Origin of the sequence: Leptospira fletcheri (genome assembly GCF_004769195.1) — a bacterium.
GTDB lineage: Bacteria > Spirochaetota > Leptospiria > Leptospirales > Leptospiraceae > Leptospira_B > Leptospira_B fletcheri.
Genome location: NZ_RQET01000002.1, coordinates 24,117 through 50,411 on the forward strand (window position 1 = coordinate 24,117; position 26,295 = coordinate 50,411).

Sequence of the window (26,295 nt, forward strand, 5' to 3'; positions counted from 1 at the left end):
TTAAAAGGTCCTCCCCAAACCGTGGAGCAGGTATTCGGCTCCCGGACCGAGAACGAGTAACGGTAGGAAAGTAAGAGCTCCCACCAAAACGATTACGGATACCAAAAGCAGAACGAACAAGGGACCGTCCGTAGAAAAGGTACCCTCTCCGGCAGGAGCTTTTTTCTTATCCACCAAGGCCCCCGCCAAACCGATGGCAGGTAGAATCACGGCGAACCTACCCAAAAGCATGCAAAAGGAAAGAGTCGTATTGTAAAAAACCGTGTTCGCATTCAAACCCGCAAAAGCGGATCCGTTATTTCCTGCCGCGGAGGCGAAAGCGTACAATATTTCCGTCAATCCGTGAGGACCGTTATTCGCGCGCGAAGACAATCCGAAATCGTAGGAAACCGCGACCGCAGTAAAAAGAAGCATACAGATTCCCGGAGCTAAGGTCCCGACGAGTGCGTATTTCACTTCCCTGGCCTCTATTTTCTTACCGAAGTATTCCGGAGTACGGCCCACCATCAATCCAGCGATGAAGACGGTGAGAATCACGTAAAACAACATTCCCGCAAGACCGACCCCGACTCCCCCGAAAACGATTTCCCCTAACAGAATGTTCCACAAGGCCGCTCCACCGCTTAAGGCGGAGAAGCTATCGTGCATGGAGTTCACGGAACCGTTGGACGCGGCTGTCGTCGCCATCTCCCAAAGAACACTCTGTGCGATTCCGAAGCGGATCTCTTTTCCTTCCCAATTCGGTCCCGCAACTTGCAAAGAGGAGTACAGTTCTGACCAAAAGGAGACCGCAAAACTTCCCGCGAACAATACGAGCATCGCGATAAACAGAGAAACTCCCGCCTTCCAGGATTTGGCCCATTTACCGAAAGCGAAAGGGAGGGAGGCAGGAATCAGAAGAATCGCCAAAGACTGCAACCAGTTCGAGAAGGGCGTCGGATTCTCGAACGGATGCGCGGAGTTCACTCCGAAAAATCCCCCTCCGTTCGTTCCCAATTGTTTGATCGCGATTTGGGAAGCGGCCGGCCCCATGGGGATCTTCACAGATTCTCCTTCCAACGTCGTAGCCCCCATATAGGAGGAAAAATCCATGATCACTCCCTGGGCTAACAGCACTAAGGCGAATAGAAAGGAGAGCGGCAGGAGGATATAAAGGACGGACCGGGTAAGATCCACGAAAAAATTTCCGAGTCCCGTCTTAGATGCGCCGAGTAGCCCGCGTGCCATCGCCGCGAGTACTGCGATCCCCACGCCCGCACTGACGAAATTCTGCACTCCCAAAAGGAGCATTTGGCTTCCGTAGGAAAGGGAACTCTCTCCAGAATAGGCCTGCCAATTCGTGTTCGTGGTAAAACTTACCGCAGTGTTCCAGGCCAGATCCCAGTGTAAACCCGGCTTGCCTTCCGGATTCCAAGGAAGAAACTCCTGGAAACGAAGTCCGAATGTCACCGCGAGTAGGCAGACCGATGTGAAACCTAGAATTTCCAGTGCGTAGGTTCTCGGACTGGAAGATTCTTCCGGACGAACCCCTGTCACACGGTAAATGATTTTTTCCACGGCGGCCACTGGCTTTAGAAATACGGGGATTTCTCCGTCCATCACTTTGGCGATAAACGCGCCGAGCAATGGAGAGACTAAAAAGAGAACCGCGAAATACAGAAAATAAAAAACCGAATCGTTTCCGTTCATTATTTTTTCCTAAAATTTTTCCGGTTTCATGATCGCATAGATCAGATAGACCACAAGGCCGAAGACGAGGGTTGCTAAAAGCGGGTACGACAAGAAAACCTCCGAGAGACGCGAACCTTGAAACAAGGTAGGTTCTCTGTTGCCAAGAGAGTAGCCTTTTTTCCGTTCTGAGTCAATATGGTGATAGTGCGGAAGTAGACCTGAAACGTTAATTTCGCGTTAAGATCCGAGTCGAAAGGCGTGTTTTACGCGATCGCACCGCCGCAAGAGGACCCGCTTCCCGCCGTACATCCGTAACAGTGTTGGTGCAATCGGATTTTTCTCTTCTCCAGAGATGCCAGATGAAAATCTCCGATCGTTCTCACGGTTCCCGCAACGGGCAAATCCAACATTTGATTGAAGTCGCAGTCGTACAGATTCCCGTCCCAGCCTACGCTCAGAGTATTCCTGCACATGACTCCGACGGCCGCAGCAGGATTATAGGAAGACACAAGTTTTTCCATGTATTCTTCCAAGTTTCCGCTTTCGATTAGGTATTCCAAAAAGCGGCTGATGGGCATGTTCGTAATGGTAAAGAGGGAATTGAAATCCACTCCGAACTGGCTTTTCAGTTCCTTTTTAAAATCCCCTTCCAAAGTGGATTGCCCTCCGGGCAAGAACGCTCCGGCCGGATTATAGACCAAATTCAAAACCAATCCGGAACCTGGGATCCCGTAACCGACGGAATTCAATCTGCGCAAGGCCTCGACGGATTTATCGAAGACGCCTTCTCCCCTTTGAGCGTCCGTTCTTCTCTTCTGGAAATAGGGAAGACTGGAAACGATCTCCACACGATTGGCGGCAAAGAATTCCGGAAGATCCCTGAACTTTTCTCCTGCGAGAAGAATCGTTAAGTTGCAACGGACCAGGACCTTTCTCCCTAAGCCTGAAGCTTCCTCCACGAACCAGCGAAAATTCGGATTCATCTCGGGAGCTCCTCCCGTAATGTCCAAAACGGGAATCTCGGATCCTGTAAGAACGTCCAAACATTGCCGCATGGTTTCCTGGGACATGATCTCTTTCCGGTCCGGTCCTGCGTCCACATGACAATGCTTGCAGGTTTGGTTGCATAGTTTTCCGACGTTCACCTGCAGGATTTCGATTCGAGTCGGCAGGAACGGCGCCAAACCCGACCCCTCGAGTTTCGTTTCGAAAAGAGGCAGAGACTTCTTTTCCGACACGTCGGTCAGGATCTTCAATTGTTCCGAGGAGGAGGAAAGTTCGCTTCCTCTTGCGAGCAAACTCTTCATAACGGATCGACGGCAGAACTCAGATGCTCAGCTCTTTTACCTTATTCAGAGCCTGAACGCTATGAACGAGACTAGCTCCGCCTCGAATCGCGGCTCCTACATGGATCGCTTCCCACATCTGTTCTTCCGTGACTCCTTTTTCCAAACTGTCGGCGGTATATGCGTCGATACAATACGGACATTGCACTACGTGAGCCACCGCCAGAGCAATCAAGGACTTCTCTTTGGCGCTCAAGGCCCCGTCCGCGAAAACCGCTCCATAGTAATCGAAGAATTTTTTTGCCAGATCCGGTTCGAACTCGCCTATGTTTCCGAATTTCTTGAGGTCTTCCGGTTTATAATACGTGGTCTCTTGTGCCATATTCTCTCCTCTATTTTCCAAACGAAAGTCTGCCGATCCATCAAGGATGCAGCGACAAAAAAGATCGATTTCGCCGAGAGTTTGACTCTTACAGCGGCCAAAGTTTCCCAAGCCTTGGTCGAAAAACACCCGTAAAACGGAAGTTTTTCGTTTTATTTTTCGGAGGAGAAGGTCAAGTTGTTACATTTCTCGCAGATTTCTCGGGGAATCCAACCCCATTCCATGAGTTTCCCGAACACAAAACAACCGGCACAAAATCCGAGAAAACATTCGAGTGCGGCAAAAAACGCCAAGATCCCTAATACGAACCGAAATTCTAATAGGAATCCGAAACCTAACAGAGCGGACGCGGTTCCGCTAAAAACCAAACCGATTCCCTGGGCAAATCGTTTTGGAGGTCCGGGAACAATACGTTCTCCCAATCTGAATACCGGTACGAGCACATGGATTGCCAGGCGGGCAAAGGGAGAAAATTTCGGCCCGTACAGAACCCGAGCCAAAAAACCGAATGCCAAAGCCAGCACGAGCCACAACGACTGGGTCCAAATCGTAAGCAAGGAAAGAAGCAAAACAAGCCCGGCCACAGAGCGAGCAGCAAACTCGTTTACGGTATCCGGGAAATTTCCGATGGAAATACGCATGGAAGCCATCCTGGACCAAGCCTAACTCAATTCCGTTTTATTTCAAGAAAAATCCGTTATATTGAACAAAATGCAGATTTTCTTCCAAAACACCTTGGGTCCGAAAAGGAACTCCCTCTCATGGAGGTTTTCTTTTCTTTTGGGATGGGCCCTTCCTCTCGCCATCTTTTCCCTCTTCTTTTCCCGATCGGATTTTTATCCGTTGCTGGTCGCATTCTGTACCTGCCTCACGTTTTATGCCCTTTCCCTCTCCTCTTTCAAAAGCGAACGGCTTCCCTACCGAGCGCTCCTCTGGGCCGGTCTTCTACTTCGAGGATTTTTTTTGTTTCTTCCTCCCGTACTCTCCGAGGACGTTTTCCGATTTCTCTGGGACGGGCTTTTGGAAGGGAACGGAATCGTACCTTATGCAGTATTGCCTCGCGACCTAGAACAAATCGGTTTTTCCGAAGCGGACGCAAGATTAGGCCTTCAATTAAAAGAGGAAATGAATTCCGCAGGATTCTACTCCGTCTATCCTCCGGTATTGCAGTTCTTTTTTTTCCTAGCTGGAGAAGGAATGAGGTTCTTCGGTTCCGTTCCGATCGGAATCGGAATCTGGAAAGGAATCGTTTTCGGATTCGAAATTGCCACCGCCGTCTTGGTTCGATTGCGAGGAACGGAGGAACACCGCGAAAATTTCCTCAAATACTGGATGCACCCCCTGGTTTTACTGGAAGGCTGCGGCAGCGGGCATCCGGAACCCATCCTCATCTTCTTTCTGTTCGGATTTTTCTTTTATCGATTCCGAGGGAAACCCTTACTGACCTGGATCTTTTACTCTGCGGCGATCCTTACCAAGCTGATTCCTTTGCTCCTACTTCCCTTCCTATCCTTTCGCCTCTGGCAGGACAGGAGAAAAAACGGGAAGGCGATCCTAGCCCTCCTCGTCTTCCTCGTTCTCCTTGTCCTAGGCATCTTATTGTTCGGAGAAAACCTCCTTCCTTCCATCGACAAACAATGGGAAAAAGGGATCGGAGTCTATTTCAGATTGTTCGAATTCCACGGAGGTACTTATTACCTATGGAAGGCCTTTTTACGCGGTACTTGGTTTCCGTATGCTGCGGGAATCCATCTCGCCATCCTTAGCGCGATCCTAATCTCCACTACCTCCTATCTCCGTTCCCGTAAAACGGAAACGTTGGAAAAAGCCGCGGAAACGTGGATTTCCGTTTTGGGAATCTACCTTCTTTTCTCTACGACGGTGCATCCCTGGTACATTTTGCCCTTGCTAGCAGGGGTCGTTTTTACGAATTCTCTCTGGCCCCAGGCGGCGGCCGGTATCTGGATCCTTTCCTACTCCACGTACCGGAACGCACCCTACAAGGATGAACCCTTTTTCATGATTTTAGAATATGCCTTCGTCTTGACGGTATTCTTCCTGGAAAAACGGAAACTCATTGACCCTGAAAAGGTCCGATGGTAGATACGGAACTCGTTCGCGAAAAAGGAAAAACTAGTATGGCCCCGAAACTACTGGATACGTTCTCCAACACCCTGGAATCAGAGACACTCCAAAGCGAAAAGATCCGGAGCAAAATCCTCCTCGCGAGTTTCCTGGTCGCTGCCACGGCTTGGATCGGCCTATCCTTTTTTGCGAGGAAAGAATTCAATGAGAGTTCCGGCACGATCTTTCCCTTCAAGATCATCATCGGGACCCTTGCCTTCGGAAGCGTGTACGAACTGATCGTTCTGCGCATCCTGGAATTTTGGAAGAAAAAAGAGAAACCTCTTCCCTTAATCCCTAGATTCGGGAATGCATTGATCGAGACTTCGTTACCCGGGGTCGTCCTATTCATCTTTCTGCACCATTTCGAGTCCCCGATCGTCACTCTGAATTCCCCCATTCCCAACCTATTCTTCATATTCATCCTGCTCTCCATACTAAGAATGGAGTTCGGACTTTCCTTGTTTACAGGTCTCGTGGCGGGAGTGGAATTCATGGTGCTGGGTCTGGCTTATACTCCTGGGACGGCTCCGACCGATTTTCCGTATCCGTTTTTCTACTCCAAAATTCCCGTCATCATGCGATCCTTCATATTCATCGGTTCGGGAGCTCTGGCGGGAATCGTGGGAATCCGGTTGAAAAATACGTTAAGAAAATCTTATACTTTATTGGAGGAAAGGAACCAAATCGTGGGTATGTTCGGACAATACGTCTCTCCGTCCGTGGTCGACAGACTCATGAGCCAAAAAGCGGAGACGATTTCGGAAAGTCGGGAAGTCTGTGTGATGTTTTTGGATATCAGAAATTTCACGAAATTCTCTGAAAAGAAAACTCCTACGGAAGTCATCACTTATCTGAACACCCTATTCGAGGATATGATCGACATAGTGAATCGGAACAATGGAATCATCAATAAATTCCTGGGCGACGGATTCATGGCGGTATTCGGAGCTCCCCTTTCCGACCAGGGAAAGGACGTGCAGAACGCCGTTAACGCGTCCATGGAGATCCTAGAAAAAGTGGCGGATCTGAATCGGGAGGGAAAAATTCCCGAAACGAAAATCGGAATCGGATTGCATTCCGGAGAAGCGATGACCGGCAGCGTGGGATCTTCCCAAAGAAAGGAATACACGATCATCGGAGACACAGTCAATCTCGCGTCCAGAGTGGAACAGCTCAATAAGGATTATGGCACCGCTCTCTTAGTCACGGAAGCGGTGTATGAGCAGATCAAACATTATATTTCTTGCGAATCCCTCCCCCCTGTAAAAGTCAAAGGCAGGGAAAGCGAAGTCCAAATCTATCGTCTGAACTAAGGAATCGGGACCGAAACTCCGGATTACTCCTAGATTGCCGCATGCTCACTCCCCAAGAACATTACGAAACCTTTTTGGCCGAAAAATACTCCTGGATGATCGGAGACGCCGACCAAAAAGAAGCCGAAGCGGCGGAACTATTCCGCAGTTGGGGAATTTCCCCGATGGGAAATCGGATCGCCTGGGATTTGGGAGCCGGAAGCGGAGTACAATCCTTTCCCCTCGCCAGATTGGGATTCCGGGTTTTGTCGTTGGATCTTAGTTCGAAATTGTTAAACGAATTATCCTCCAGGAACGTCGGACTGAACCTGGAAACCAGAGAAGCGGACATAACGGCCCCTTCCCTCTACGCGGGGGAATGTCCCGAACTCTTGGTCTGCATGGGAGACACTCTAACGCATTTAGAGTCCAAAACCTCGGTGAGGAAACTCTTTCGTCTCTGGGGTTCCTTTTTGAAATCGGGGGCAAGATTCGCGTTGGGATACAGGGACCTAGGTCGCGGAAAAATCGGAGAGAAGGTCGGCTTTCCGGTTCGGGTGGAACGGAATCGGATATTTTCCTGCATTCTTTCTTTCGAAGAAGATAAGGTTCTCGTAACGGATCTATATCACGAATGGGACGGAAATCTATGGAATTTCACGACGAGTTCGTACTGCAAACTGATCCTACCCGAAGCGAAAATCCTGGAGTGGGCCGACGAGTCCGGTTTTTCTCTGCGACAACAAGGCGAATCCAAAGGAATGTCTCTTTTCCTTTTCGAGAGAAACGGTTAAACCTACCGGAGTACGGGAAGTTTTCCCGAAAAAACCTATCGACACCTTCTTGAAGTCGTCGATGTTGTTCGTATCCTTTACCGGAAGCCGCGCATGATAGATAGACTGATCCGATTTTCCATCAAGAACAGACTCCTGGTCCTGGCAATCACCGGTATCCTGACCATGATCGGAGCCTATAATGCGATTCAGCTTTCCATAGACGCGATCCCTGATATCACGAACGTGCAAGTGTCTGTGGTCACCCAGTCTCCCGGACTCTCTCCGATCGAAGTGGAACAATTCATCACCTACCCGATCGAAATGGAAATCACCGGAGTTCCGAACGTCGCCGAAATCCGATCCATTTCCCGTACGGGAGTCAGTAGCGTCACTGCGGTTTTTAAGGACGGCACGGACATATACTTGGCGAGACAATTGATCAACGAGAGACTCCGTGCGGCGGAAGCTGCGATTCCGAAAGGGTACGGATCGCCGGAACTTTCACCAATCGCCACCGGCTTGGGAGACATCTACGAATTCGCTCTGACCAGCGACAGACATTCTCCCGAAGAATTAAGGACCTATATGGAATGGGAACTCGCCCGGGAAATCAAATCCACGGAAGGAGTCATTGATGTAAATATCATAGGCGGATATGCGAAACAGTACCAGATCAAGATAGATCCGCAAAGATTAGCAGTTCATAATATTACACTGTCACAACTCTGTCAAAAACTGGAGTCCGCGAACCAGAATACGGGCGGAGGCTATATCTCGAAGGGCGCCGAACAGATCGTCATCCGAGGGGAAAGCCAGTTCAAAACCGTGGAAGAAATCCGGAACGTGGCGGTAAAAACCGAACGGGACGGTGTCCCTCTCCTTCTCGGACAAATCGCCACGGTGGAAACCGGCCCGGCGCTTCGATTCGGAATCATGACGAAGGACGGAAAAGGGGAAGTGGTGGGAGCCACAGCCATCATGCTCATGGGGCAAAATTCCTTGGAAGTGGTCAAGAGAGTCAAGGAAAGGATAGAGATTCTGCGCACGAGGCTTCCGGAAGGCATGCAGATCGTTACCTATTACGATCGGTCCGAATTCATAGGGCGAACCTTAGGCACCATTTTTACGAATCTTGCGGAAGCGGCGGTTCTCGTCATACTTGTACTGATCCTCGCATTAGGAACGGTAAAAGGCGCATTGTTGGTAAGTCTTTCCATCCCGATTCCGATGCTTGCCACGACCATTTTCATGAGGATGTTCGGAATCGTAGGAAATCTGATGTCCCTAGGAGCCCTGGATTTCGGTCTCCTCGTAGACGGAGCCATCGTAATGCTGGAATCGATCCTACACGGATTCCTATTGAGAAAAACATTCTACGAATTGCAGAACACGCAGGACGACCGAGACCTTGCCTCCGAACAAATCATTACGGAAGCCTGTGTCCGTGTAGCCAGAGCGGCGACGTTTTCCGTCGGCATTATCCTGTTAGTCTATCTTCCCCTGATGACTCTGGAAGGAGTGGAGGGAAGAATGTTCCAACCCATGGCCATGACGGTAGCCATTTCCTTGGCCATGGCTTTGGCGTTCAGTCTGACAACCTTTCCCGCGGCGGCGAGTATCCTATTCAAAAAACCGATCTTTTACCAGAGCAAATACTGGGACATGATCACGGAAAAATACCTGGCCCTCCTGAATTTCGGAATGGCAAACAAGTCCCTCTTTCTCCGCACCGGTATCGGAGTCATCGCATTTTCCGTAGTCTTAGGTTCCACGTTAGGATCGGAATTCTTGCCCAGAATAGACGAAGGAGAATTCGCGATCGACATCAAAAGACTTCCGTCCACGGCTCTCCGCTATTCCCGGGAGACGAACACCGAATTGGAAAAGGTCATCGCGAAATTCCCGGAAACCGTAAGTGTCGTGACCAAGATGGGTCGGGGAGAATCCGCAGCCGAGCCCATAGGTACGGAAGAAGGAGAAGCCATGGTCAAGCTTCTGCCTACTCGGGAATGGACCAACGCTTCCTCGCGAGAGGAACTCATGGACAAATTCAAGGAAGCGATCCTGAATGCGGTACCTTCCAGCACGATCTCCCTTTCCCAACCGATCGAAAACAGAGTCAACGTTTTGCTTTCCGGATCTAAGGCGGATTTGGTCGTAAAGATTTACGGAGACGACTTACAAGTGTTAAAGGACACTGCTTCCCAATTCGTGGAAAAGATCAAAAAAGTTCCCGGTGCGGCCGACCTTCGGGTGCAGCGCGTATTGGGACTTCCTTTGATAGAGATCAAAGCCGACCGACAAAAAATGGCAAGGTACGGCGTGGAAGCGGAAGAAATCCTGACCACTGTGGAAGCTCTCCGGATCGGCAGACAGGAAGGAAAGGTATTCGAAGGATTCAAGAGATTCGATCTGGTCGTCCGTCTGCAATTGGACGTTTCGGATCTGAACGAAATAGAAAATATCCCCGTCATGACCTCCGGAGGAATCACGATCCCTCTCGGACAAGTGGCCTCCATCCAGTTGGAAGAAGGACCGGCGGCGATCTATCGGGAAGCTCTCAAACGAAGGATCATGGTGGAAGTGAACGTTCGCGGTCGGGATCTGGTGGGATTCGTAAACGATGCGCAAAAAGCGACGGCAGATCTGGAAAAAAACCTTCCGAACGGGTACAGAACGGATTGGGGAGGACAGTTCGAAAACTTTACCCGCGCAAAAAACAGACTCCTACTCGTGGTTCCTATCGCGCTTGCGATCATTTTCTTCATGCTGATGGCCGCTTTCGGAAGCATTTACTACGCGTTAGGCGTATTCATCGTGGTACCTCTCGCGATTTCCGGCGGAGTCATCGGGCTGGTGTTCCGGGGATTGCCGTTCAGCATTCCTGCGGGGATCGGTTTCATAGCTGTGAGCGGAATCGCGGTGTTAAACGGAGTCGTTTATGCATCCACATTAAGGGAAGAATTGAGCAAAGGACACGGTACCTACGACGCGGTGATCAACGCGGGACTCCATTCTCTCCGACCGGTTTTGACTACGGAAGTCATCGCCGCCATCGGTTTTATTCCCATGGCGCTTTCCTCCATGGCAGGAGCGGAAATCCAAAAACCGTTGGCGACCGTGGTGATCTTCGGAATCATTGTGGCGACCGTCTTTTCCCGAGTGCTTCTCCCGATCGTGATGGAATTTTTGCTGAATCTCTCCGAAGGCCAGGAAAGAAGGAAGGCGATCAATAAGAAACGGTTAGAAGCGGAATTCCAAAAATCCAGACACCTTTCCGTTCCCGCGGAAGAACCGACTTCCTCTTCTCACTTTGGATCTTGGGCGGAAGAAGAAACCGAAACGACCCCCAAAAAACCGGAAAGAAAGAAAAAGAAGTCCTAATTTTCGGCCAAATCGGCAGAATCCTCCTTTTTTTCTCCTGAAAAGGAGACATAAGAATCCAAATTATGTCGGAAAATTCTTTTCCTAGACCCTGTCCCTTTCATCCTAGCGTTTCCGGGAACCCCCTCATCTATGGAAAGCCAGAAACCCATTGTCCGACTCTTAGACGCCACCCAACAACCCTTTAACCTCGCCATCGCTTCTGCAAGAACCTGTTATTCTTCCAAAGGCATTCTTTTGCCGGAGGACATGATCCGTTCGGAAAAGTCCCTGGAGATCCGCGATAAGGTCGCCAAATCCACGAAAAAAGCGGGCCATTTAACCACGAGGCAACACCCCCATTTCATTTTTACCTTGGACAAGGTTTCCCGCCAATTCGTCTGGTCCTTTCTACATTCTCATCCCTACTACAATTCCGAGCAGGTCAGCCAACGTTATGTGGAAGTAAAGCCGGAGAACTACTATATTCCTACTTCTCTGGAAGGGAAGAAGAAGGAAACGTACTTGGATGCGGTGGAATTCGCCTCCCGAGCGTATTTCGAATTTGTGGAACTCCTGCATCCGTTCATCCAGGACGAATACTTCCTAGTCTATAAAGCCAGAGCGAATTACCCGGAAAAATGGCAACCCCAGATCAAAAAGAAATGCCTGGAAGTGGCCCGTTACCTTCTCCCTCTCGGAACCTTTACGTATCTCTATCATTCGGTGAACGGATTGACCCTGCACCGGTACCACCGACTGATGAATTCCTTCAACGTACCGGAGGAACAAAGAATCGTAGTCGAGGAAATGATCGAAAAAGTACGGGAAATGGATCCTCTGTACGTCCAGGAAATGGACGATCCGATTCCTCTGGAAGAAACGGCGGAATACCGCTTTTTCAGAGAATTTTATGCGGACGGTTCCTCCGACTTCCGACCCGGCAACGCGAAAATCTTCGTACGGGAATTCGACCAGGATCTGGACTCGCGTTACTCGCGCTTGGTATCCTATTCGGAAAATTCCTCGGAAATTCTAGCCTCTTCCGTGCGTTCGGTTCTGGGAATCTCCCGGGAATCCTTGAACGACGAGGAAGCGATTCGCTTGGTTTTGGACCCGAGTAAAAATCCTCATCTCACTTCCACCTTGAACGAAACCACCATGAGTCCCTTGGCGAGAGCCATGTTCAACGTGCACTATACGTTCAAGAAGCGCATCTCCCATACGGCGGATAGCCAGGACCAAAGACATAGAATGGTACCTGGGGCCCGCCCGGTGCTCCTATCCCAGTATGCGGGAATGCCGGATTATATCGTACCGAAAGTCGTGATGAAATATTCCAAATTGGAAGAAACCTACCGCACCAAAATGGACGGAATCTTTCGGAACCTGAACCGATTCCTGGAGGAAGGGGGAAGCCCGGAATACGCGACGTATCTTTTACCGAACGCGTTCCCGATCCGTTTTTACGAAAGCGGCGACCTTTTGAACCTTCATCACAAATGGAGGGCCAGAACCTGCTACAACGCGCAGGAAGAGATTTTCCAGGCTTCGATAAACGAACTGACGGATTTGCAGAAGGTCCACCCGGAAATCGCAAAATGGATCAAGGCCCCCTGCTGGATCCGCCTCCAGGGAGACGTAAAACCCTATTGCCCCGAAGGGGACCATTATTGCGGAACCCAAGTTTGGAAGAAGGAATTGAGCGATTACGATCGCACACTCTAAGGATCGAAAACCCGTCGGAAGCGACGGTTTTCGTCGAAAAAAGAGAGACAGGCTTACCTTCGATTTGTTCCCTGAACGAAAGGCCTTCCTATGAAATCCGTATCTCCGCAAAGAACCGATGAACTCGTCTCGTACCGCCGCTTCATACACAAGCATCCGGAATTGAAATACGAGGAAAAAGGTACCGCAGGTTTCGTCGCAAAACACCTGCAATCCCTAGGGTATACTTTCCAATCCGGTATCGCGAAAACGGGAATCGCCTGCCTCGTCGATTCCGGAAAGCCCGGAAAAACCCTTCTCGTTCGTGCGGATATGGACGCCTTACCTATATTCGAAGAAAATAAAGTAGAATACGCCTCCATCCACGAGGGGGTGATGCATGCTTGCGGACACGACGCTCATACTTCCGTGTTGATGGGCCTGGCCTCGGACCTGAAGGAAAATCCGACGAGCTTCATTCCGAAGGGAAGAGTGCTCCTAGTCTTCCAACCTGCGGAAGAAGGCGGCCAAGGTGCGGATAAAATGATCGAAGAAGGAATCCTGGAAAAATACGACGTAGACGCAGCCCTCGCCCTTCACGTATGGAATCATATTCCTGTCGGAAAAATAGGAGTCGTGGACGGTCCGATGATGGCTGCAGTGGACGAATTCACCGTTACCGTCCGCGGGATCAGCGGGCACGGGGCAATGCCCCAACATACAGTGGATCCGATCCTGGTCGGTTCTCATATCGTCACCGCCTTACAAAGTATCGTTTCCAGAAATACGGATCCTTTGGATTCCTGCGTGATTACTGTGGGAGCTTTTCATTCCGGCCAAGCGTTCAACGTAATCCCGGAAACGGCGGAACTCAAAGGCACCATACGAACCTTCACAAAGGAAATGTTCGATCGCGCTCCTCAATTGTTCCGTAAGGTGGTGGAAAATACCGCCGCCGCTTTCGGCGCCTCCGTCGATATCCGGTATGAAAGGACGAACGCCCCTACGATCAATCATCCTTCCGTTTCTTCTATCGTCCGACAAGCGGCGAACCATATTTTAGGTCCGGGCCACGTCACCGAAGAAGGAGCCAAGACAATGGGGGGAGAGGATTTTTCCGCATTTTTAATGCGAGTCCCGGGATGCTATTTTTTCGTCGGATCTCAGAACGAAAGCAAAGGATTGATCCACCCACACCATAGTTCCAAATTCGATTTTGACGAATCGGCCCTTCCGATCGGCTTGTCGGTTTTACGGGAAGCGATCCGACTCTACTTGGAATCGAACTAGGCAGCTCGGTCCAGTCCGATAAGCGCCGAAGGCTGGGACAGACAATCCCTTTCCAATTCCAGCAAAGCATTCATAAAACCGCTCAGGGAAGTGCCGTATCTGTAAGCAAGACAGGTCGATTCCCAATAATCCCGAAAATCCACACGGATCCTTTTACGGGAATCGCTCCGAGCGATTTTCCGGAACTCCCACTGCGACAACCTGCCACCTGCCTTACGAATCCGATAGGATTGCAATAAATGGGAATATAGAAATTTCGGATCACCCGCTTTTCTTACGGCAAAATCCCAAAGCAACGACAGATCGGACGAAACGCGCAGATCGATTCTTCTTAAAACTCCCTTTCTGATCAAATACCGGACGAATTTCTCTTCCATTTTCGGATCCTCCCGAAACGAGCCTATATCGCAAAAGATTCTCGGATGGCAAGGGTGTTTCCGGACAGCGATCCGAATATTTTTTAAAAATAGCGGATAAGACGAAAAGATAGTCTAACGCGTAAATTAGAAAGACATAATCGATCGGAAACTCAGCTTTTCAACGCTTCGATTTCTCCGATCTCTTTGGGAATCCCGGAAGTGAGCACGACCGGAGCCTCTCCATTCACAAGCACGTCATCCTCTATCCTCACTCCGATTCCTCGGAATCTTTCCGGAATACTCTCGTCGGAAGGATCGAAATACAGTCCGGGCTCTACGGTGACGACCAACCCGTTTTGCATGGGCTTGCTTTTTCCGTTTTCGAAATAACGCCCTACATCGTGGACGTCCATTCCCAAATAATGTCCCGTGCGATGCATATAAAACCGTTTGAACTCCCCTCTTTCGATCAATCCGGAAAGTTCTCCTTTCAAAAATCCGAGGTCTTTCAATCCGGAAGTCAATGTACGCACCGTCTTCTCATGAACGGAATTGAATTCTACCCCCGACTTCGTATTTGCGATCGCCTCTTTCTGAGCGAGAAGCACCAGCTCGTAGATCGTTTTTTGTTCGCTCGTAAATTTTTTACCTGCGGGAAATACCCGAGTCACATCCGCGGTGTAATAATCCTTTTCCGCACCGCTGTCCACCAGGATGGCGTCCGTCTCTCCGATCCTCGCTCGATTGCTGGTATAATGTAGGATGGTCGCGTTCTTTCCCGCAGCCACGATATGTCCGTATCCTCCGCCCCAGGCTCCGAGTTTGAGGTATTCCGATTCCAGAATCGCTTCCAATTCGAATTCGAACATCAGAGGCTTGGTTTCCCTCATCAATCTTTTGTGGCCGGCAGCGGTGATCTCGGAGGCTTCCTTAAGTTTTTCGATTTCTTCCGGACTTTTGATCATCCTCATTTCATGCAGAAAATTCGGAATCTCCCATCTTTGCGGACCGAATTTTCCTTCCCGCAAGCGCAGATTCAGAGTGCTCACCAAATCCAGCAGCTTCGTGTCTCTTTCCCTGTCTTTTCCGAAAAAATGATACAAGGTAAACTGGTTCGTCAGGATCTCTCCGATGCGGGAATCCCAATCGCTCAAATCGAAACTATCGTCCAATTCCAAACGACGGCCGATCTCTTCCTTCCCCAAACGGATTCCGGTCCAAATCTCCCTTTCCTTATCTTTCGGTAATGCGAAATGTGCGGAATGATTCCGGCGCAACGCCAAGACCCCGTCTTCCTCTTCGATTCCTGTTAGATAATAATAATCCGAATCTTGGCGAAATTTATATTCCACATCCCGGTTGCGGATCTTCAGATTTGCGGCGAATAGGAGAAAGACCTCTCCTTCCTTTAGAAGATTTTGAACCGCTCGGATCCGTTTTCTAAAAATGCTTTGGTCCATATCTACCTACTTATTAGACGAAGTGCTTCTCCGACGATTCGATTCGGATCCTGTTCCAGCATACAACGAAAATGTTTCTCTGGACAAACCTTTCCCCCGTGAATCCCGCAGGGCCTACAATACAATCCTTCGATTTCCGAAATAAACGAACGGGAGGCCAAAGGAGTGTATCCGAAATCCGGAACGGTAGCCCCGAAAACGGCCAAAGTGGGAATGTCGAAGGCGGAGGCAAAATGAATGGGAGAAGAATCGTTGGTCACGAGTAAAGCGGCTCCCGCAATCAGATAAGACATTTCCGGAAGAGAAGTTTTCCCCGCGAAATTGAGTGCGAAGCCCTTCCCCACCTCCTCGCAAAGATCCAGATCGCCTTTCCCTCCGGCAAGAACGATGGGCATTCCGGTTTTTTTCGACAATGCAATGCCGACCTCCCGGAATTTTTCGGCAGGCATCCGTTTCGTTTCCCATAAGGAAGAAGGGGCCATTAGAATATAACCGCCTTTTTCAAGTTTCCAAGATTTTAAAATGCCTCGGATTCCGTTGACGGACTCCTCCTTCCAATGCAGTTCCGGTCTCTTGTCTATCGTCTTCCTTTCCTCTTCCGAATACAAAAGGGAAAGCAGCTTGTCCACTTCGTGAGGACCTAGAATAGGCCTGGCCTTTTTTTCGGTGAGTAAAAAGGAAAACCCGGCGGTCCGATAACCGATCCGGACCGGAGCCCTGGAGCTCCAAGCGAGAAGAGAAGAACGGAAGGAAAAATGAGGGGAAAGGCAGATAGTAAAATTCCTTTTCCTTAGATCGGATGCGAAGTTCCAAAAACGGACAAGAGAAGACTTTATGGATTTTTTATCCAGGGGAAGGATCTCATCGATCCAAGGATTGGCTTCGAGAACGGATTCCGTCCCTTTGTTTACGATCACGGTCAGAGAGGAATTCGGAAATTTCTTCTTTACCGCCCGAAACAAAGGGGTCGTAAGGATCAGATCCCCCAGGAACGCGGTTTGTATCAAAAGAATCTTTTCCTTCATTCGCTGACTTGAAAATTTTCCGTTTCGTTTCGGATCCTACGGACTTTCGACCGGACTCTTTCCTTTTCTAATCTTCCGACCGCAAGATGGTGGCGAAATTGTTGATTCCCAATCCGCCTATGGAAAGAGCTAAACCGGTTCCGTACGTTTCCCGATTCATCAAGAAAAACAATTCCGCAATCTGTGCCAACCCGGAAACTCCGACCGGATGCCCTCTGGTTTTCAAACCTCCGGAAGGGTTGATCGGCAACCTTCCTCTCTTATCCGTCACTCCTTCCACCACGTATTTCAACGCTTTTCCTCGGGGAAATAGTCCTGCATCCTCCGCTCCGATCAATTCGAAAGGAGTGAATGCGTCGTGCAATTCCGCGACTCTAATGTCGGAAGGTGCCAGATCCGCTTCCGAATACGCCTGCCGAAACGCCTCAACGGAAGCCGGAAAACTGGTTCCGCCCGGTATGCCGCTCACATGTCCAGTTCCATGACCGGTCCCGGCCAGGAATATTTTGGCATTGTCTCCGGGGATCCGGGAAGGATCCGATTCCAGAAGCAGGGCACAGCATCCGTCGGAAAGAGGGGAAATATCATAAAGACAAAGAGGACTGGAAAACATGGGAGAGGAGAAATATTCCTCTTCGTTTAACTCTTTTTTAATATGGGAAATCGGATTTTCCAATCCGTTGTCGTGAAGCTTTTTGGATAGAGAATACAGATCCTTTCTGGTATATCCATAATCGTGCATATACCTGGTCGTCGTCATCGCTCCGCCCTGAGCCATGGACATGGCTAATCTTCTCTGGCTTTCCGAAAGTACGGAACCCAAAAGGAGATTGTTCTCTTCTCTAGGAAGACGACTCATGATTTCCGTGGCGATCACCAAACCGCGACGGAACTTACCGGAAAGTATCAGATAACGGGCCAAATGTAAAGCGGACGCTCCGCTGGAAGAAGCCGTCTCTGTCCGGACAACAAACAGACTAGGCAGCCCTAGACTCTCTTGGATCTTTGCCGGTAGAAAAATCTCTCCCGTATATTTTTCCGGAGCCATGGCCGCAAAAACCAGAAATTCCGGGCGAAATTCCGGATGATTCCTAAGCAAGTGATTCGCAGTCTCATGGGAAAGGGACCGATAATCCGAGTCCGATTTGCCGAATCGACTCAATATTGCATCCAGAATGTAAGCCCGATTCATCCTTCCTACAAGGGAACCGAAACCGCGTTCTCGGAAAAGTCAAAAAAGGGCGAAGTCGGGAGAAGGCAGGAATAGCGCTTTTCAAAATAGGGCCCGATCGTTTATAGTGATAAATTGGAGGAGAAACACGTGAAAGGTAACCAAGAAGTCCTCGAAATCCTAGCAGAAGTACTCTCCGCCGAACTGACTGCGATCAACCAGTATTTCATTCATGCCAAAATGAATAAAAACTGGGGCTACGAAAAGCTGGCAGACTATATGAAAAAAGAATCCATCGAAGAAATGCACCACGCTGACCAGGTGATTGAGCGTATTCTCTTTTTAGATGGAGTTCCCGACTTACAAAGATACATGAAAATCAATGTGGGAAAGGACATAGAGAGCATCCTGAAAAACGATCTGGATGTAGAATATTCGGCCGTAGACCGTCTCAACCGTGGAATCGAAATTTCCACTAAAAACAAGGACAACGGTACCCGTGAATTGCTTGAGAAGATCCTCGTATCCGAGGAGGAGCATATCGACTGGCTCGAGGCCCAGCTCGAAATCATCAAAACCATCGGGGTCCAAAATTACTTGGCCCAACAACTTTCCTAGACATTGTTTCCTAAAAAATCCGTGAATAAAAAAGGCCCCTCCTCCCGCTCCGCAGGAAGGGGCGCAGGATCCTCCGGTCCTTCCAAAAACAAACCCTTCCGCTCCGGAAATAAAAACCGAACCGACAAAGAGGGAGAATCCGGTCCCTTCCGCTCCAAGGAAGGAAAACGCACTTCCGATAAAAAACCCTTCCGTTCCCGAGAAGAGGGGGAAGAAAAAAAACCGTACCGCGCCCGGGAAGAAGACAAAGAGCGCAAACCCTTCCGTTCCAAAGAAGAAGGGAACGAACGAAGACCCTTCCGCCCTCGCAGAGATGGCGACTCCGGGTCCAGAAACGAAGGCCGAAAACCGTATTCTTCCTCCGGACGAGGAAACCGAGACGACGGAAACAGAAAACCCTTCCGTTCCAAAGAAGAAGGGAATGAACGAAGACCCTTCCGCCCTCGTGGAGACGGCGATTCCGGTTCCAGAAACGAAGGTCGAAAACCGTATTCTTCCTCCGGACGAGGAAACCGAGACGACGGAAATAGAAAACCCTTCCGTTCCAAAGAAGAAGGGAACGAACGAAGACCCTTCCGCCCTCGCGGAGACGGAGATTCCGGTTCTAGAAACGAAGGCCGAAAACCGTATTCTTCCTCCGGACGAGGAAACCGAGACGACGGAAATAGAAAACCGTTTCCTCCGAGAGAAGGAAGGGATCGCAAACCGTTCGGGACTTCGGAAGGAGGATCCCGGGAGAACCGCAAACCGTTCCGATCTGGAGATCGGAACGAAGGAAACGAAAGGCAAGAACGCACTCCTTTCCGTTCTCGTTCCGGCAATGGAAACAGAGAAGGCGGCAACCAAAGACCGTATCGTTCCCAAGAGGGATCCGGATCTCCGAGAGGGCGTTTCGGCTCCAGGGAAAACGGAACTCGAAAACCGTTCGGTTCCCAAAGAGAAAACGAATCCTTCGGGAATCGTCATGGATTTTCTTCCTCGGACGAGGATCGATACGAGGATGTGAGATCCGGTTGGAACTCCGCCAAACTTTCCTTAAGCGAGTTCGACAGACCGGAGAGTCTGACCTTCCACGCCTCCTGCGGCGATGGTCTCGCATTCTTATTAAAGGAAGAAGTGGAAGAAGCCGGTTTGGAAGTCATTTCCGAAAACCGGGGAGGAGTATTCTTCAAAGGTCCTGTCAAAAAAGTCAGGGATTTCTGTCTCGGTTCCGGGATCGCGTCCGGAATCAGCTTCGAACTGTCTTCTTGGAGCAATATCAAGGAGCCCGATGATCTCTACGAAGTCGCGGCGATGTATCCGTTCGAAAAACTGCTTTCTCCGGGAACCCGTTTCAGAATCGATGCGACCACTAAGGACAATCTCCCGGATTCGCGTTATGCGACATACCGGTTAAAGGATGCGATCTTCGACAGATTCCGTGCGAAAGGATTGGATTTACCCGAAGCAGACAGGGACGAACCGGAAGTTCTGTTTTATCTTCGCTCAAGAATGGATCAGGCGAAATTATTTTTGGCTCTCCACGCACAGCCTCTCCAACGCAGAGGCCACGAAAGACAAGGGGGAGAGGCCCCTCTCCGGGAAACTCTGGCGCAGGCCCTCTTGCGTTTCTCCAGATGGAAGGAAACCGAAGCGCTGTACGATCCGTTTTGTGGATCGGGCACGTTGCTGATAGAAGCCGCCCTCAGACTTCGGAACAAGGGATGGGTGAATTACCGAAGCCTTTCGAGATCCACGATTTTTACGAGACTCTTCGGCTCCTTTAAACCGAACGAAACCGGATCCCAAAAATCCGGGCCCATCCTTTTCGGATCCGACGTTTCCGAGGAAGCGATCGAATTGGCGAAGGAAAATGCGAGGGAAGCGGGCGTGTCCGACCTGATCCATTGGGAAGTTTTTGCCGCGCAAAATCCGCCGGCAGACTTTCCGTTTCGGGAAGGTAAAATCGTAACCAATCCGCCTTACGGAATCCGGATCGGATCCAAAGAAGAGGTAGCGGAACTCTACGAAAACTGGGGAAGAACCTTAAAGGAAAGATTTCCTTCCACGGACATCGCCTTGGTTTCCGGAGATCCTTCTCTGCTCGGCCATCTCAAATTAAAATCGGCCAGAGAACAATCCGTTACGATCGCGAAGTTAAAGGGAAAATTGGTCGCCTATCATATCGATTGAGGAAGAACCCGGGAGAAGATGAACCACCAGGAGATCCTGCTTAAACTTCTGGAAGTTACCGAAAATTCCAAGGACAGCTTTCAGTTTCTGAAATTGTTCCGTTCCTTGGAACCGGAAAAGTTCGCCGTCATTCATGCCGGAGCGGAAGCTCTGGCGGAATCGGCCGAAGCTCTATTATATAATCTGAAACTTCTCCAAAAGCTGGAACTCTTTCCGGTAGTAGTTCTGGAAAAAGAAGGGATTTCCTATGCGAATCTATTCTATCGCTCCCCTTCCCTTCCCAAAACCACCCTAAAGGAATTCAAAGAGGACCATCTCGAAGACGTACTTCCTGGTTCTCATAATCTTCCCGCAAAGTGGTTCCGCGATCCTTCTCATTCCCTCGAGTCCGTTCGTTCGGCGATTTCGGAGAGAAAAATCCCCGTATTCGTCACCGATCTAGGCGGTTCCGAAATCTACTCTTATCTTGCGAATCTCGGCAAGGAACTGAAATCGAAAAAACTGATTCTTTTGACTCCTCGCGGAGGAATCCATTCTCCGGAGGGTAAAAAAATTTCCATTTTGGACGTGCACTCCAAGGAAGAAGTATCGGAGGAAGACGAGCCTCTTCGCAAGGAAGCGGATCGTATATTCTCCCTTGTAGGAGATCCGAATTTCCATATCGCTGTCGCGTCCGCACCCAGTCTTTTAAAGGAACTTTTTACGATCAAAGGGAGCGGAACCTTATTCAGACAGAAGAATCGGATCGAACACCATTCCTCCGCACAGAATTTGGATCGGGAGAAATTGAACAATCTGGTCGAAGAAGCGTTCCGGAAAAGATTGAAACCCGGATTTTGGAGACAGGATTTTTCGGGAATACTTCTGGAATCCGCTTATAAGGGCTGTGCCCTCTTACAAAACACTCCTTGGGGAACCTTCCTATCCAAATTCGCCGTGAACGAAATCGCGAGAGGAGAAGGAGTCGGAAGGGATATCTGGGACGAGATGCTTTCCCATCACCCTAAGATTTTCTGGAGAGCCAGATCGGAAAACACCATCTCGAAATGGTACGCAAAAGAATGCGAAGGGTTGCAGAAAGAAGGAATCTGGATTTATTTTTGGATCGGCCTAGAAGACAAGGAGATTCCCGAAGTCTGTTCCTATTTGCGAAGTCTACCCGTTGATCTGGAATCCTCCGAAACCGCAATTCCCACGAACCGACCATGAACGAACGGATTTTTCTGTACGATGGAGACTGCCCTTTCTGTTTCCGATTGGGAAATTATCTAAAAAAGAACTGTCTCGATACTTCCGTACAATTCCGGTCTTTTCGGGAATTCCAAGAACAGGATTTGCGGAAACTCCATCCTAGTTTAGGGACGGAAATCGCCCAAGGCAACGTTCAGTTGATCGATAACGGGACGAGGTACCCGGGTTTTTTTGCGGTTCGTAGACTTTCCCATTCTCTCCGTGGCTGGAAGTGGTTTTCCCTACTGCTTTATCTCCCCTTCGTTCCTCTATTAGGAATGCTCGTAATGAGCCTACTCAAATCGCTCCGGAATTCCGGAAATTGATTTACCGCTTACATCTTTTAACCGGAAACGATAAGAGGCGAAACCCTTTGCAGTCCTTCGTAGAATAGAAGTCTAGCGTCCAAAGCCTGAACCATCCCTTCCCGAACCTGATCCCTTTTTTCGGAATCGATCGCGACCGTTTCTATCAACGCGAACATTTTTTCCGCATGAGATTCGTCCGCCTCCAGATTCACTTGAAAGAATTTGCCCTCCGGCAAAGGAACCCTCGACTTCAATTCCCGATAGGAGGCGAACATTCTTCCGTATTCCAGTTTGAGGAGATACTCGTTTGCAGGTCCAATAGCGCCTAACGCGGAATAAAAGTTGGAATTCACGATTCGCCTCATGATCGACAGATAAGAGGACGTTTCTGGAAGGAGATCCGTATCCGCGACCGTCTCTCCCATTTCGGATAGGAATCGGCGTAGAATGGAAACGTGTGCCTCTTCGGGTCTTCCTTCTCCCAATTCCTCCCAAATATTCTGGACCAAGACGATTTTCGAATCCACCGAGTCCGAAAGAGCCGCCGCATACAGGAACCAATTCACAAAGGCTACGGAAACGAAGTATTCCTGTTTGAGCCAAAGAGTAAGATCCCGTCTATCCATCCTCCGCTCTCTTTGTTCCAACCAATGATTGGCGGTCAAAACGGGATGTTTTCCCACTTCGACGCTCAATTCTTCCCGAAATTTTCCTGTCATAAACCTTCTAAGATTTCCCTGCGAGATTGATTTTTTGCGTATAAAAAACGTGCTTCCTGAAACTCGATTCTTGCTATCTCCAAAAGTTTTGCGAGCAAGGAAGAATAGCCGCCGAACGACCGAGAATAACAGATCGGAAAGCTGCTATAAAACGGGGAGAGTCCCGGAGTCGAATTCCATTCCAGAAAATTGGGACTGCCTTCTTTGTCCGCTTTCCAGTCCAAGCGGACTGCACCGCTAGTGCCGATGGATTCGCAGAGCCGCAAGGAATACTCTCGGATTTTTCCGGAGATTGTCGGATCGGAATCGAATCGAATTTTTTCCGGCATATGGGATTTCGTTTTGGTTTTCTCGCCGTAAACGTTCTCGTCCGCATCCTGCAAGGAAATGCGACCCACCTCGCTGGCTCTATATCCGCCGGAAGGAGAACCGATAACGGCCAGGGTCCATTCCGTGCCGGGAAGAAAAACTTCCCAGATCCAGGAAATCCCTTTCCTCTCTTCCGTTTCGAGAAAAGCGTTCAGATCCGATTCTTTTTTCAGACGGTTTTCCTCTCCGATTCCGAGACTAGATCCTTCGTATCTAGGCTTTATAAAAATCGGATATTTCTCCGGAGGCGGAAGCGCACTTTCCTGGCCCGCCTCGCAGATTCCCCAGTCGGCCGTAGGTATTCCCAGGGAAGATGCCATCAATTTAGAAGTATGTTTGTCCAAACTCAGAATCTGAGAATGAGCGTCCGAACCCGTATGAGGGAAACCGAAATATTCCGCGAGCGCAGGAAGCCAAGCCTCCCTGTTTCTGGAAAGATACCCTTCCACCAAATGAAATAAAACCGGTCGCTCGTCGAACGTGGTGCTCGAATTTTCGGCAAGAAGTACGAGAAGATCGGCGGGAGAAAACACGACCTTGACGGTTTCGCCTAATGTCTCCAGAGTTTCCCGAATGAATTCGACGGATTCCAAACTTTCCCATTCCTGAACCAATTTCCGATCCAGACTCGAAGCCGCTACATCCGCTACCAAAAGGACCGAAGGACGATTCCTTTCCATTAGGCCTCTCCCTTTTTCCGAGGAGAAACTCCCTTTTCGCTCGAGTAAGCGCTTTCCCGTACGGAATCCCAGACGGAATCCTCCAAAATCGGATAAAAATTTTCGTATCCGCTTTCCGGCGGCTCGGGACTCAAGTGAACCGTTCCCCTGACGGCGGACCGAAACACATGGTTCCGCGTTGGCCGATGATAGCCTAGATACCAGTTCGGCCCGAGAGTTACTTTCCCACCTCCTCCCGGGAGATCCGTCACGAACTGCGGAATTCCCATCCCTCCCAACTTTCCACGCATATATTCTAATATTTCAATTCCCTTATATAAAGGGGTTCGAAATCCTCGAGAGCCCGGAATCAGCTCCGGGTCGTACATATAGTAAGATCTTACGCGTAACTCCAGGAGTTTTTTATGCAGACGGAGCATGATTTCACCCTCGTCGTTGATCCCTTTCAAAATCACACACTGGTTTCCCACGCTTACACCCGCCTTGACGAGTTTCAGAACGGCCTCTTTGGCTTCCTGAGTGCATTCTTTTTCATGATTGAATTGAGTATTACAAAATATGGATAGACGGTCCGAATTATGGGATTCGATGACTCCGCAAAGTTCGGAGGTGATTCTCATAGGAAGGGTGACCGGATTTCTGGTTCCCAATCTACAGATTTTCACATGGGGAATCCGCTCCAAGTTCTCCAAAATCCAATCTATTTTTGCGTCCGAAAGATTCAGCGGATCTCCGCCCGAGATCACTACGTCGGAAATTTCGGAGTGGGAACGGATATACCCGAAACATTCCTCCAAATCCTCCGTCTCCATCCTTTCCGACGCGTCGGAAACTTTTCTACCCCGCATGCAATGCCTGCAGTACACAGAACATTCGTGATTGGAAAACAATAGCACCCGGTCCGGGTACATGTGCGTCAGTCCTTTTACCGGAGACAATCCCTCTTCGTGTAGCGGATCGGCGGCTTCCTCCGGAGAAAAGTAAGCCTCTTCCTCTCTAGGCACGATCATCCTTCGGATCGGACAATTCGGATCGCTCGGATCGGATAAGGATAGGTAATAAGGACTGGCTCCCACGTTCAAACGGATCGTTTCGCGAATTCCGATACGTTCGGATTCGGTTAACGTAAAATAGCGATCCAAGTCCCGGGACCGGATCCGGTTCCGGAGCTGCGCTTTATAGTCAGTCCATTCGAAAGAGGAAAAAAGCCGGGAACGTTCCTCTAAGGGCTCTAAGGGCTCTAAGGGCTCTAAGGGCTTCCCGCCTTCCTGTTCCTGAACGAGGTTTTTTTCGGTCCGATCCATAACGCCTTTTTCCATTACGGACCGAAAGGAAGGAAAATCAAGCGAAGGAAAAAAGGAATGCCTCCAATTCTCCTACTCACACGATGACCTTGCTCATGAAATGGAACCCGAAATCAATCCGTGCCCTCGCCTTTGATGTGGATGGAACCCTTTTTTCTTCCGAAGGAATCATCCTGGAAACGTATGCCGAAGCGATCCGACTCTTTTCCGTTTCTTCGGGGATCCCCTTACCCGTTCCGGACCGGGAAAGGATCATGCTGGAAATCGGAAAACCGGTAAAAACGATTTTCCTGAATTTAGTTCCCCAACTACAGGAATTCCAGAGGGACCAAATCTCGGATTCCGTGCTTCGCCTTTTAGTGGAAAAAATCAAATCCGGATCCGGGGAATTCTATCCGAAAGTCAAGGAAACCGTACTATCCTTAAAACGAAAAGGTTTTCGGATTTTGGCGGCCTCCAATGGAAGAAGGCCTTACGTAGAGACCATCCTGGAGGTCTCCGGGATTTTGCCCTTGTTCGACCCTATCCTGATTCTGGACAATGCCTCCCTCAAAACCAAGGGGGACTTGGTAGCAGGCTACCTGAAAAAATACGAATTATCTCCTGCAGATCTTCTAATGATCGGTGATCGGTCTTCCGATTACGACGCGGCCCGAGAAAACGGATGCCCCTTTGCCTTTTGCGCTTACGGCCATGCTCCCGAAGGAGAAATTCCTGATTGGGAAATTTCCCTATCCAAATTGGCGGATTTGGATGCGATATTAGGTTAGGTCCCCACCCTACTCTGGGCGGGGGCCGGTGCGGTGGTACCGTCCCCCCTCCCCCAAACCAACGCCAAATATCACATTCTTCCGGTCTTGAAAACCCATTTTCTTCAAACAATCTCCGTAGGAACTCCTACAAAGTCTCCGAATCCGAACCAAAGAACATCCGCGAATCGCTCAAAAAGATGAGAGGAGCATTCCGAGATGTTCCGAAAATCAAAA

General features: G+C 49.6%; 24 protein-coding genes. 12 read left to right on the forward strand and 12 right to left on the reverse strand.

Annotated elements, in window-relative coordinates; genetic code table 11:
* From kdpA to EHO60_RS02175, 5 genes are all read right to left on the reverse strand, one after another.
* Entirely contained in the window at positions 1-1,689 is a 1,689-nt protein-coding gene (kdpA, locus tag EHO60_RS02155) for a potassium-transporting ATPase subunit KdpA (protein WP_135766539.1), read from the reverse strand.
* A gap of 9 nt (positions 1,690-1,698) precedes the next feature.
* Positions 1,699-1,815, reverse strand: a complete 117-nt coding sequence (kdpF, locus tag EHO60_RS17355; protein ID WP_167880137.1) for a K(+)-transporting ATPase subunit F — start codon at positions 1,813-1,815, stop codon at positions 1,699-1,701.
* Between the two features lie 119 nt (positions 1,816-1,934).
* Positions 1,935-2,978: an arsenosugar biosynthesis radical SAM (seleno)protein ArsS gene (gene arsS / locus EHO60_RS02165; RefSeq protein WP_135766540.1), complete on the reverse strand. Its 1,044-nt coding sequence runs from the start codon at positions 2,976-2,978 to the stop codon at positions 1,935-1,937.
* A gap of 19 nt (positions 2,979-2,997) precedes the next feature.
* Positions 2,998-3,339: an arsenosugar biosynthesis-associated peroxidase-like protein gene (locus tag EHO60_RS02170; RefSeq protein ID WP_135766541.1), complete on the reverse strand. Its 342-nt coding sequence runs from the start codon at positions 3,337-3,339 to the stop codon at positions 2,998-3,000.
* A 152-nt stretch (positions 3,340-3,491) separates the two neighbouring features.
* A complete protein-coding gene (locus tag EHO60_RS02175) occupies positions 3,492-3,980 on the reverse strand; it encodes a DUF4395 domain-containing protein (RefSeq protein ID WP_135766542.1) in 489 nt (162 codons plus the stop codon).
* 70 nt (positions 3,981-4,050) lie between these two features.
* On the opposite strand from EHO60_RS02175, the gene EHO60_RS02180 reads away from it, so the two are divergent.
* From EHO60_RS02180 to EHO60_RS02205, 6 genes are all read left to right on the forward strand, one after another.
* Positions 4,051-5,442, forward strand: a complete 1,392-nt coding sequence (locus tag EHO60_RS02180; RefSeq protein ID WP_135766696.1) for a hypothetical protein — start codon at positions 4,051-4,053, stop codon at positions 5,440-5,442.
* Positions 5,443-5,477: 35 nt separating this feature from the next.
* The gene (locus tag EHO60_RS02185) at positions 5,478-6,779 is read left to right on the forward strand and encodes an adenylate/guanylate cyclase domain-containing protein (protein WP_135766543.1); all 1,302 of its coding nucleotides are present in this window, start codon (positions 5,478-5,480) and stop codon (positions 6,777-6,779) included.
* Between the two features lie 41 nt (positions 6,780-6,820).
* Entirely contained in the window at positions 6,821-7,552 is a 732-nt protein-coding gene (locus EHO60_RS02190) for a methyltransferase domain-containing protein (RefSeq protein WP_135766544.1), read from the forward strand.
* A gap of 93 nt (positions 7,553-7,645) precedes the next feature.
* Positions 7,646-10,918 (forward strand): efflux RND transporter permease subunit, encoded by a 3,273-nt coding sequence (locus tag EHO60_RS02195; RefSeq protein ID WP_135766545.1) that lies wholly within the window; start codon positions 7,646-7,648, stop codon positions 10,916-10,918.
* A 132-nt stretch (positions 10,919-11,050) separates the two neighbouring features.
* Positions 11,051-12,625 carry an FAD-dependent thymidylate synthase gene (locus EHO60_RS02200; RefSeq protein WP_135766546.1) on the forward strand — a complete coding sequence of 525 codons (1,575 nt, stop codon included), beginning with the start codon at positions 11,051-11,053 and terminating at the stop codon, positions 12,623-12,625.
* Positions 12,626-12,715: 90 nt separating this feature from the next.
* On the forward strand, positions 12,716-13,894 hold the full coding sequence (locus EHO60_RS02205; RefSeq protein WP_135766547.1) for a M20 metallopeptidase family protein: 1,179 nt from the start codon (positions 12,716-12,718) through the stop codon (positions 13,892-13,894).
* On the opposite strand, the gene EHO60_RS02210 is transcribed toward EHO60_RS02205, so the two are convergent.
* From EHO60_RS02210 to EHO60_RS02225, 4 genes are all read right to left on the reverse strand, one after another.
* On the reverse strand, positions 13,891-14,271 hold the full coding sequence (locus tag EHO60_RS02210) for a hypothetical protein (protein ID WP_135766548.1): 381 nt from the start codon (positions 14,269-14,271) through the stop codon (positions 13,891-13,893). The two genes, EHO60_RS02205 and EHO60_RS02210, sit on opposite strands and share 4 nt — an antisense overlap.
* Positions 14,272-14,423: 152 nt before the next feature.
* Positions 14,424-15,713, reverse strand: a complete 1,290-nt coding sequence (locus EHO60_RS02215) for an aminopeptidase P N-terminal domain-containing protein (RefSeq protein WP_135766549.1) — start codon at positions 15,711-15,713, stop codon at positions 14,424-14,426.
* 2 nt (positions 15,714-15,715) lie between these two features.
* Complete coding sequence (locus EHO60_RS02220; protein ID WP_135766550.1) at positions 15,716-16,738, reverse strand: glycosyltransferase family 9 protein; 1,023 nt, start codon at positions 16,736-16,738, stop codon at positions 15,716-15,718.
* Positions 16,739-16,805: 67 nt separating this feature from the next.
* Positions 16,806-17,930, reverse strand: coding sequence for a thiolase family protein (locus EHO60_RS02225; protein ID WP_135766551.1), 1,125 nt, complete (start codon positions 17,928-17,930; stop codon positions 16,806-16,808).
* A 129-nt stretch (positions 17,931-18,059) separates the two neighbouring features.
* On the opposite strand from EHO60_RS02225, the gene bfr reads away from it, so the two are divergent.
* The 5 genes from bfr (at position 18,060) to EHO60_RS02250 (ending at position 22,255) form a co-directional block, all read left to right on the forward strand.
* Positions 18,060-18,527 carry a bacterioferritin gene (gene bfr / locus EHO60_RS02230; RefSeq protein WP_135766552.1) on the forward strand — a complete coding sequence of 156 codons (468 nt, stop codon included), beginning with the start codon at positions 18,060-18,062 and terminating at the stop codon, positions 18,525-18,527.
* A 421-nt stretch (positions 18,528-18,948) separates the two neighbouring features.
* Positions 18,949-19,533, forward strand: coding sequence for a hypothetical protein (locus EHO60_RS02235; RefSeq protein ID WP_135766553.1), 585 nt, complete (start codon positions 18,949-18,951; stop codon positions 19,531-19,533).
* Between the two features lie 56 nt (positions 19,534-19,589).
* The gene (locus EHO60_RS02240) at positions 19,590-20,699 is read left to right on the forward strand and encodes a THUMP domain-containing class I SAM-dependent RNA methyltransferase (RefSeq protein ID WP_135766697.1); all 1,110 of its coding nucleotides are present in this window, start codon (positions 19,590-19,592) and stop codon (positions 20,697-20,699) included.
* Positions 20,700-20,717: 18 nt separating this feature from the next.
* Positions 20,718-21,908, forward strand: coding sequence for an acetylglutamate kinase (locus tag EHO60_RS02245; RefSeq protein ID WP_135766554.1), 1,191 nt, complete (start codon positions 20,718-20,720; stop codon positions 21,906-21,908).
* Positions 21,905-22,255 carry a DCC1-like thiol-disulfide oxidoreductase family protein gene (locus tag EHO60_RS02250; RefSeq protein WP_135766555.1) on the forward strand — a complete coding sequence of 117 codons (351 nt, stop codon included), beginning with the start codon at positions 21,905-21,907 and terminating at the stop codon, positions 22,253-22,255. The genes EHO60_RS02245 and EHO60_RS02250 overlap by 4 nt, the downstream gene beginning before the upstream one ends.
* Before the next feature lie 17 nt (positions 22,256-22,272).
* Here the strand turns inward: EHO60_RS02250 and EHO60_RS02255 are convergent, their stop codons facing one another.
* The 3 genes from EHO60_RS02255 to EHO60_RS02265 are packed head-to-tail and all read right to left on the reverse strand — an operon-like array spanning position 22,273 to position 25,309.
* Positions 22,273-22,956, reverse strand: a complete 684-nt coding sequence (locus EHO60_RS02255) for an iron-containing redox enzyme family protein (RefSeq protein ID WP_135766556.1) — start codon at positions 22,954-22,956, stop codon at positions 22,273-22,275.
* On the reverse strand, positions 22,953-24,005 hold the full coding sequence (locus tag EHO60_RS02260) for a D-alanine--D-alanine ligase family protein (RefSeq protein ID WP_135766557.1): 1,053 nt from the start codon (positions 24,003-24,005) through the stop codon (positions 22,953-22,955). The genes EHO60_RS02255 and EHO60_RS02260 overlap by 4 nt, the downstream gene beginning before the upstream one ends.
* Positions 24,005-25,309: a KamA family radical SAM protein gene (locus tag EHO60_RS02265; protein WP_135766558.1), complete on the reverse strand. Its 1,305-nt coding sequence runs from the start codon at positions 25,307-25,309 to the stop codon at positions 24,005-24,007. Before EHO60_RS02265 ends, EHO60_RS02260 begins: the two co-directional genes overlap by 1 nt.
* A 95-nt stretch (positions 25,310-25,404) precedes the next feature.
* On the opposite strand from EHO60_RS02265, the gene EHO60_RS02270 reads away from it, so the two are divergent.
* On the forward strand, positions 25,405-26,079 hold the full coding sequence (locus tag EHO60_RS02270; RefSeq protein WP_135766559.1) for an HAD family hydrolase: 675 nt from the start codon (positions 25,405-25,407) through the stop codon (positions 26,077-26,079).
* Positions 26,080-26,295: the final 216 nt, after the last annotated feature.